This is a genomic window from Bradyrhizobium cenepequi (assembly GCF_020329485.1).
In the GTDB taxonomy this organism is placed as follows: domain Bacteria; phylum Pseudomonadota; class Alphaproteobacteria; order Rhizobiales; family Xanthobacteraceae; genus Bradyrhizobium; species Bradyrhizobium cenepequi.
The window spans coordinates 246,381-253,450 of sequence record NZ_JAGKJI010000007.1 but is presented as its reverse complement, the minus strand read 5'-3'; the positions used below and the strand labels follow the sequence as shown (position 1 = coordinate 253,450).

Genomic DNA, 7,070 nt, shown 5'->3' with positions numbered 1-7,070 from the left:
GCGGTGAGTTCTACTCGATCGCGATCTCGAACGGCTACCAGCAGGTCGACAGCGGCACCAAGATGCTTCATCTCGGCAAGAACACCTCGAGCCGGATCATCTCCAAGGGCATCGCCGCTGGCAAGTCGCAGAACACCTATCGCGGCCTCGTCACCGCGCACCGGAAAGCCACCGGCGCGCGCAACTATACCGCCTGCGACTCGCTCCTGATCGGCGACAAATGCGGCGCGCACACCGTGCCTTACGTCGAGGCGAAGAACTCGTCGGCGACGTTCGAGCACGAGGCCACGACCTCGAAAATCTCCGAGGACGTGCTGTTCTACTGCACGCAGCGCGGGCTGAGCCAGGAGGAGGCCGTCGGCCTCGTCGTCAACGGCTTCGTCAAGGACGTGCTGCAGCAGCTCCCGATGGAGTTCGCGGTCGAGGCGCAGAAGCTGATCTCGATCTCGCTCGAAGGTTCGGTTGGATAATCATCATCCTTGGCGGACCTGCCGCAGCGGCGCCTTAAGGATGCTACCTAGGAAAACTGTAATGGCATTGCTTGAAGTGAAAGATCTCCAGGTCCGTGTCGAGGATCGCGAAATCCTCCACAGCCTGTCGTTGACCGTGAATCCAGGCGAGGTGCATGCGATCATGGGGCCGAATGGCTCCGGCAAATCGACGCTCTCCCACGTGATCGCCGGGAAGCCAGGCTATGAAGTGACGGGCGGACAGATCCTATTCCGCGGCGAAGATCTCTTGGAGATGGAGCCGGATGAGCGCGCCGCCAAGGGCGTGTTCCTCGCGTTCCAGTATCCGGTCGAAATTCCCGGTGTCGCCACCATGAACTTCCTGCGCACCGCGCTGAACGCGCAGCGCAAGGCGCGCGGCGAAAGCGAATATTCGACGCCGGACTTCCTGAAGAAGGTTCGTGAGGTCGCGAAGTCCCTGAACATCCCGCAGGACATGCTCAAGCGCGGCGTCAATGTTGGATTCTCCGGCGGCGAGAAGAAGCGCAACGAGATCCTGCAGATGGCGCTGTTCGAGCCGAGCCTCTGCATCCTGGACGAGATGGACTCAGGTCTCGACATCGACGCGCTCAGAATCGCAGCCGACGGTGTCAACGCGCTGCGATCGCCCGAGCGTGCCATGGTCGTGATTACCCATTACCAGCGGCTGCTCAACTACATCGTGCCAGACTATGTGCACGTGATGGCGAAGGGGCGTGTCGTGAAGAGCGGCGGCAAGGAACTGGCGTTGCGGCTGGAAGAATCCGGCTACGCGCAGTTCGAAGACGCTGCCTGAGCCTGGACGGATTTCTATGATGAACGTCGTGTTGGCAAAAACCGATACCGGGCGCGCGGTGAGCACCAGCTTTGCCCTCGCGCGTGAGCGGTTGCCCGGATCGGGCAAGGTCGCCGAGCAAAGGCAGCAGGCCTTTGAGGCCTTTGAGCGCGCCGGCCTCCCGCACCGCCGGATCGAGGACTGGAAATATACCGATCTGCGCGTCCTGATGCGCGAGGTGCTGCCGCTGGCCGCAGCACCCGATACTGCGGCGCTGTCGCGCGCCGAAGCCGCGCTCAAGCTGCACGCCATCGAGGGCACGCGCCGGCTGGTGCTGGTCGACGGCGTGTTCGCACCAAAGCTTTCCGATCTCGGCAAGAGCGAGAACGGCCTTTCCATCCGCACACTGCGCGAGGTGCTGGAGGCGGGCGACGGCGCGCTGCAGGGCGAGTTGCTGGCGTCGGATAACGCCGATCCCATGATCGCGCTGAACACGGCGATGGCGACCGACGGCGTCGTGATCGAAATTGCGAGCGGCACCGTGCTGGAGCAGCCGCTGCACGTGGTCCATGTCGCAAGCGTGGGGGCGCCGGCGGCGATGTTCACCCGTTCGCTGCTCCGGCTGGGCCGCGATGTAAGCGCGACGCTGGTGGAGAGCTTTGTCGCGACTGAAGGCACAAAGGCGTACCAGACCTACGACTCCCTGATCGTTTCGCTTGGCGATAATGCGCGGCTCGATCATCTCCGTCTGGTCGAGGACGGGTTAGAGGCGTTCAACATTTCGTCCGCCGCGGTAACGCTCGGCGCGCATGCGCAGCTCAACACGTTTGGCATGGTTTCGGGCGCGAGCGTCAGCCGCTACCAGCCGACCATCGTTTTTGCGGGCGAGGGCGCCCGGGTCGACACCAACGGCGTCAACCTGATCAAGGGCCGGCAGCACGCCGATACCACGATGTTCATGGATCACGCGGTGCCGAACTGCGCCAGCCGCGAAGTGTTCCGCGCCGTGATCGACAACCGTGCCCATTCGGTGTTCCAGGGCCGCATCGTCGTCCGTCCCGACGCGCAGAAGACCGACGCCAAGATGATGACGCGGGCGCTCCTGCTCTCGGACGAAGCCGAGGCCGACAACAAGCCGGAGCTCGAGATCTTTGCCGACGACGTGACCTGCGGCCATGGCGCGACCACCGGTGCGCTGGACGAAAGCCTCTTGTTCTATCTGCGTGCGCGTGGACTGCCTGAGAAGGAAGCGCAGGCGCTCCTGATCCAGGCCTTTGTCGGCGAGGCCATCGAATCCATCACGAACGATCAGCTGCGCGAGCACGTGATCGCTGCGGCACAGCGCTGGCTGGAGGCAAGGGGATGAGCACGCATCCAGCGGTCGCCAACGGCTCCTACGACGTCGCGCGGGTGCGCGAGGATTTTCCGGCGCTAGCGCTGAAGGTCTACGGCAAGCCGCTGGTCTATCTCGACAACGCGGCCTCCGCGCAGAAGCCGAATGCGGTGCTCGACCGCATGGCCGAGGCCTACAAGACCGAATACGCCAATGTGCATCGTGGCCTGCATTACCTCGCCAATGCCGCGACCGAGGCTTACGAAGGCGCTCGCACCAAGGTGGCGCAATTCGTCAACGCCCGGCGCAGCGAAGAGATCATCTTCACCCGCAACGTCACCGAGGCGATCAACCTGGTTGCCTCCTCATGGGGCGAGCCCAATATCGGGCAGGGCGATGAGATCGTGCTCTCGATCATGGAGCACCATTCCAACATTGTGCCCTGGCATTTCCTGCGGGAGCGGCATGGCGCTGTCATCAAATGGGCGCCGGTCGATGACGACGGCAATTTTCTGATCGAGGAATTCGAGAAGCTGCTGACGCCGCGCACCAAGCTGGTCGCGATCACGCAGATGTCGAACGCGCTCGGCACGCTGGTTCCGGTCAAGGAGGTCGTCAGGATCGCGCACGACCGCGGCATTCCCGTGCTGGTCGACGGCGCGCAGGGGGCCGTGCACCTGCCGGTCGACGTCCAGGACCTCGACTGCGATTTCTACGCCTTCACCGGCCACAAGGTTTACGGCCCGACCGGCATCGGCGCGCTCTATGCCAAGCATGAGCACCTGGTCGCGATGCGGCCGTATAACGGCGGCGGCGAGATGATCCGCGAGGTCGCGAAGGACTGGATCACCTATGGCGACCCGCCGCACAAATTCGAGGCCGGAACCCCGCCGATCGTCCAGGCAATCGGGCTGGGGGCTGCGATCGACTACGTCAATTCGATCGGCAAGGCGCGCATCGCCGCGCACGAGCACAATCTGCTCACCTACGCCCAGGAGCGCCTGCGCGAGATCAATTCGCTGCGGCTGATCGGCACCGCCCGTGAGAAGGGGCCGGTGATCTCCTTCGAGATGAAGGGCGCCCACCCCCATGACGTCGCGACCGTGATCGACCGCCAGGGCATCGCGGTACGCGCAGGCACCCATTGTGTGATGCCGCTCTTAGAGCGGTTCAATGTCACAGCCACCTGCCGGGCCTCGTTCGGCATGTATAATACCAAGGAAGAGGTCGACCATCTGGCGCAAGCCTTGATCAAGGCCGGGGAATTGTTCGCATGACCGAGACAGCCGAAGACGTCAAAACCGCCCATGTGGAGACAAGTTCCGCCTTGCCGCCGGAGGAGACCGAGCGTCTCAGCCAGGAGATCGTCGCGGCGTTGAAGACGGTGTTCGACCCCGAAATCCCGGCCGACATCTACGAGCTCGGACTGATCTATAAGGTCGATCTCAAGGACGACCGCAGCGTCGACGTCCTGATGACGCTGACCACGCCGAACTGCCCGGCGGCCGGCGAATTGCCGACCATGGTGGAGAATGCGCTGGCCAGCGTTCCCGGCATCGGGGTCGTCAACGTCAACCTGGTCTGGGAGCCGGCGTGGACGCCGGACCGGATGAGCGACGAGGCCCGCCTCGTGCTCAACATGTGGTGAGGTTCGTTGCCGAAGCTATCCGGTGTCATCGAGACCGCACTTTATGTCGATGACCTCGACCGCGCCCGCACGTTCTACACTGATGTGCTTGATCTTAAGTCGCTGACGAGCGATTCGCGGTTTCTGGCTTTCGACGTAGGGAGCCGCAATGTGCTGCTGCTGTTTCATCGCGGCGCCACGCTCGAGACGGTCCATTTTCCCGGCGGCACCATTCCGCCGCACGATGGCAACGGCCCGATCCATGCGGCCTTTGCCATCGCTGCCGATGAATTGCTGGCCTGGGAAAAGCGGCTTGGCGAATATGGCGTTGCGATCGAAGGCAGGACCGATTGGCCGCGCGGCGGCAAGAGCATCTACTTCCGCGATCCGGACAATCACCTCTTGGAATTGGTCACACCGGGCGTATGGGCGATCTACTAGCAGTGACCAGGGGGCTTTCGCAGATAAGTTCTAGGCCGGATTGGAACATGAGACCTTCACAGCCGGAATTTCGTTGCTATTTTCAGAGGTAACAGACTTCGCCGCCGTGCGGCGGCAAGGAGATCCACTGTATGGGCACCATCGCACCAGTTGCTAAGCCGAAGCCGCGGCCGCGCCCGCAGGTGATGAAGCTGACGGACGCCGCGGCAGCGCGGATCACGGAACTGACCCAGCGCGCCGATTCCGAGATCGTCGGCCTTCGCGTCGGCATCAAGAATGGCGGCTGCGCCGGACAGTCCTATACGGTCGAATACGCTCACGAGATCCAGCCGACCGACGAGGTGGTTGAGGACAAGGGCGTGAAGATCCTGGTCGACCCCAAGGCGGTGCTGTTCCTGCTCGGCACCGAGATGGACTATAAGGCCGACAAGATGCAGGCGCAGTTCATCTTCAACAACCCGAACCAGGTTTCCGCCTGCGGCTGCGGCGAGTCAGTCCAGCTCACGCCCGCGAAGGTGTAAAAAGCGTCGCCAAGTACACCCCATCCTGAGGAAGCCGCGTAGCGGCCATCTCGAAGGATGGGCCGCGGGCGAGATTGGGGCCTCATGGTTCGAGACGGCGCGAAGACGCGCCTCCTCACCATGAGGAGTGAGAGCCTGGGGCTGGCGCCATGATGGACCGCGAATTCCTGATTGACCTGTTTGCGGATTTCGGTCCGGTCACCATCCGCCGGATGTTCTCCGGCTATGGCATCTCCGCCGACGGCACCAACTTCGCGTTATCGCTGCGCGCCGGACTCTATTTCCGCGCCGATCAAGAGACCATTCCGCGATTCGAAGCGGAGGGCTCGCAGCCGTTCCAATATCAGACGAGCACCAGGACCGTCACGGTGAACTCCTACTGGCAATTGCCGGCGCGCCTGTTCGACGATTCGGAAGAGATGGCGCAATGGGCAAGGGCTGCGCTCGCTGCCGCCCAGCGCGCGGCATTGCGCAAGCGGCCGAAGGTGAGGAAGGCTTCGGCTAAAAAGGGCGCGGTTAGGAAGCCAGTCGCGAAAAAGAAAGTAGCGAAGAAAACTAAGCAGAGCCGGCCGCGCAAAAGGTCCTCATCCTGAGGAGCGGCCGTCAGGCCGCGTCTCGAAGGATGGCCGCGGGCACAGCTGGGGCCTCATGGTTCGAGACGGCGCTGCGCGCCTCCTCACCATGAGGGGCTGACATCACGCCACGCGGGTGCCGATTTCGGCGGTGTATTCGGGATCGACTTCACAGACCACACGGTTGCGGCCGGCGCGCTTGGCGGCGTAGAGGCAGGCGTCAGCCCGCTCGATCAGCGAATCCGTGTCGTCGCCCGGCTTCAGCAGGGAGACGCCGACCGAGATGGTGACGCGGCCGAGGATCTCGCCGGTGGATTTCTTCTTCAATTCCTTCGCCATCACGGCGCGGCGGATGTGGTCGGCCACCGTCAGCGCCTGGCGCAGCCCGGTGTTGGGCAGCACGACCGCGAATTCCTCTCCGCCGTAGCGCGCGGTGATGTCCTGGCCCTTGATGGTCTGCTTCAAGGACATCCCGACCAGCCGCAGCACCTGGTCGCCGGTGAGATGACCGTAGGAGTCGTTGAATGATTTGAAATGGTCGATGTCGAACATCAGGAGCGACAGTGGCTCGTCATTGGCGATCGCAGTCTGCACGGCCATCTCGATCGAGCGGTCGAAATATTTGCGGTTACCGAGCCCGGTGAGCGGATCAGTCAGACTCTCGGCGCGGATCGCCTCCAGGCTGTGCTGGAGATTGCTGATCTCGGTCTTTGACAGCGCCAGGCGGTTCTCCAGCGCCTTGTTGGTCTCACGCATCTCGTGCGTGGACTTCACAAGCTGCTCGATGATCGGCTTGAGCTGGTCGCGGTTCTTTGCGCTCGCGAGCTTTTCGCTGGCGCCGCTCAGGCTTGCGTTATAGCTCGCGGACATGCTGAGCGCGTCCGAGATCAGCGTCACGACGTCGTCGATCTCGCCGATCACGCGCGCGCCAACCTTGTCGATGCGGTCGGAGGTCTTGATGTGCGAGAGATAGGTCTCGTAGATCTGCTCGAGATCTGCTTCGCTCAGCTTGCCGTTGCGCGCCAGAGTCTCGTTGATGATCTTGTTGAGCGGGGCGTTATATCCGGTCGCATAGACGTACCAGATTTCGTAATTGCGGGGGACTGCGGTCTGACGAAGCGACCTGATCTGGCCAAGCGCAACCTCGGCAAAAGCCATCGTGCGTTCGTGTTCGTCCAGCAGCTTGACCACTGATGAAGTCCCCAATGCTGAGGCGCGCCGCGTTGCCCAGCCGCAATGACTAAAATTATCGTTGTCACGCTAATGGAGGGTAATGAACGCCCCGTAAATAGGGGAATCGCGCGCTGCGCGCT

9 protein-coding genes are annotated in these 7,070 nt (G+C 62.7%); 8 read left to right on the top strand and 1 reads right to left on the bottom strand.

What is annotated here, in order from left to right:
• The 8 genes from J6497_RS11750 to J6497_RS11715 all read left to right on the top strand — a co-directional run.
• The coding region (locus J6497_RS11750; RefSeq protein WP_225704419.1) for a SufD family Fe-S cluster assembly protein at positions 1–470 on the top strand (470 nt) is incomplete at its 5' end.
• A 61-nt stretch (positions 471–531) separates the two neighbouring features.
• Positions 532–1,284, top strand: coding sequence for a Fe-S cluster assembly ATPase SufC (gene sufC / locus J6497_RS11745; RefSeq protein WP_225704418.1), 753 nt, complete (start codon positions 532–534; stop codon positions 1,282–1,284).
• Between the two features lie 19 nt (positions 1,285–1,303).
• A complete protein-coding gene (gene sufD / locus J6497_RS11740; protein WP_225704417.1) occupies positions 1,304–2,629 on the top strand; it encodes a Fe-S cluster assembly protein SufD in 1,326 nt (441 codons plus the stop codon).
• Positions 2,626–3,873 (top strand): cysteine desulfurase, encoded by a 1,248-nt coding sequence (locus J6497_RS11735; RefSeq protein WP_225704416.1) that lies wholly within the window; start codon positions 2,626–2,628, stop codon positions 3,871–3,873. Before sufD ends, J6497_RS11735 begins: the two co-directional genes overlap by 4 nt.
• Entirely contained in the window at positions 3,870–4,244 is a 375-nt protein-coding gene (locus J6497_RS11730) for an SUF system Fe-S cluster assembly protein (RefSeq protein ID WP_225704415.1), read from the top strand. The genes J6497_RS11735 and J6497_RS11730 overlap by 4 nt, the downstream gene beginning before the upstream one ends.
• Positions 4,245–4,250: 6 nt before the next feature.
• Positions 4,251–4,664 carry a VOC family protein gene (locus J6497_RS11725; protein ID WP_225704414.1) on the top strand — a complete coding sequence of 138 codons (414 nt, stop codon included), beginning with the start codon at positions 4,251–4,253 and terminating at the stop codon, positions 4,662–4,664.
• Between the two features lie 131 nt (positions 4,665–4,795).
• Positions 4,796–5,185 (top strand): HesB/IscA family protein, encoded by a 390-nt coding sequence (locus J6497_RS11720; protein WP_225704413.1) that lies wholly within the window; start codon positions 4,796–4,798, stop codon positions 5,183–5,185.
• A 152-nt stretch (positions 5,186–5,337) separates the two neighbouring features.
• Complete coding sequence (locus J6497_RS11715) at positions 5,338–5,778, top strand: TfoX/Sxy family protein (protein ID WP_225704435.1); 441 nt, start codon at positions 5,338–5,340, stop codon at positions 5,776–5,778.
• Between the two features lie 102 nt (positions 5,779–5,880).
• Here J6497_RS11715 and J6497_RS11710 read toward each other — a convergent pair whose 3' ends face one another.
• Positions 5,881–6,948 carry a GGDEF domain-containing protein gene (locus J6497_RS11710; RefSeq protein ID WP_225704412.1) on the bottom strand — a complete coding sequence of 356 codons (1,068 nt, stop codon included), beginning with the start codon at positions 6,946–6,948 and terminating at the stop codon, positions 5,881–5,883.
• Positions 6,949–7,070 lie beyond the last annotated feature (122 nt).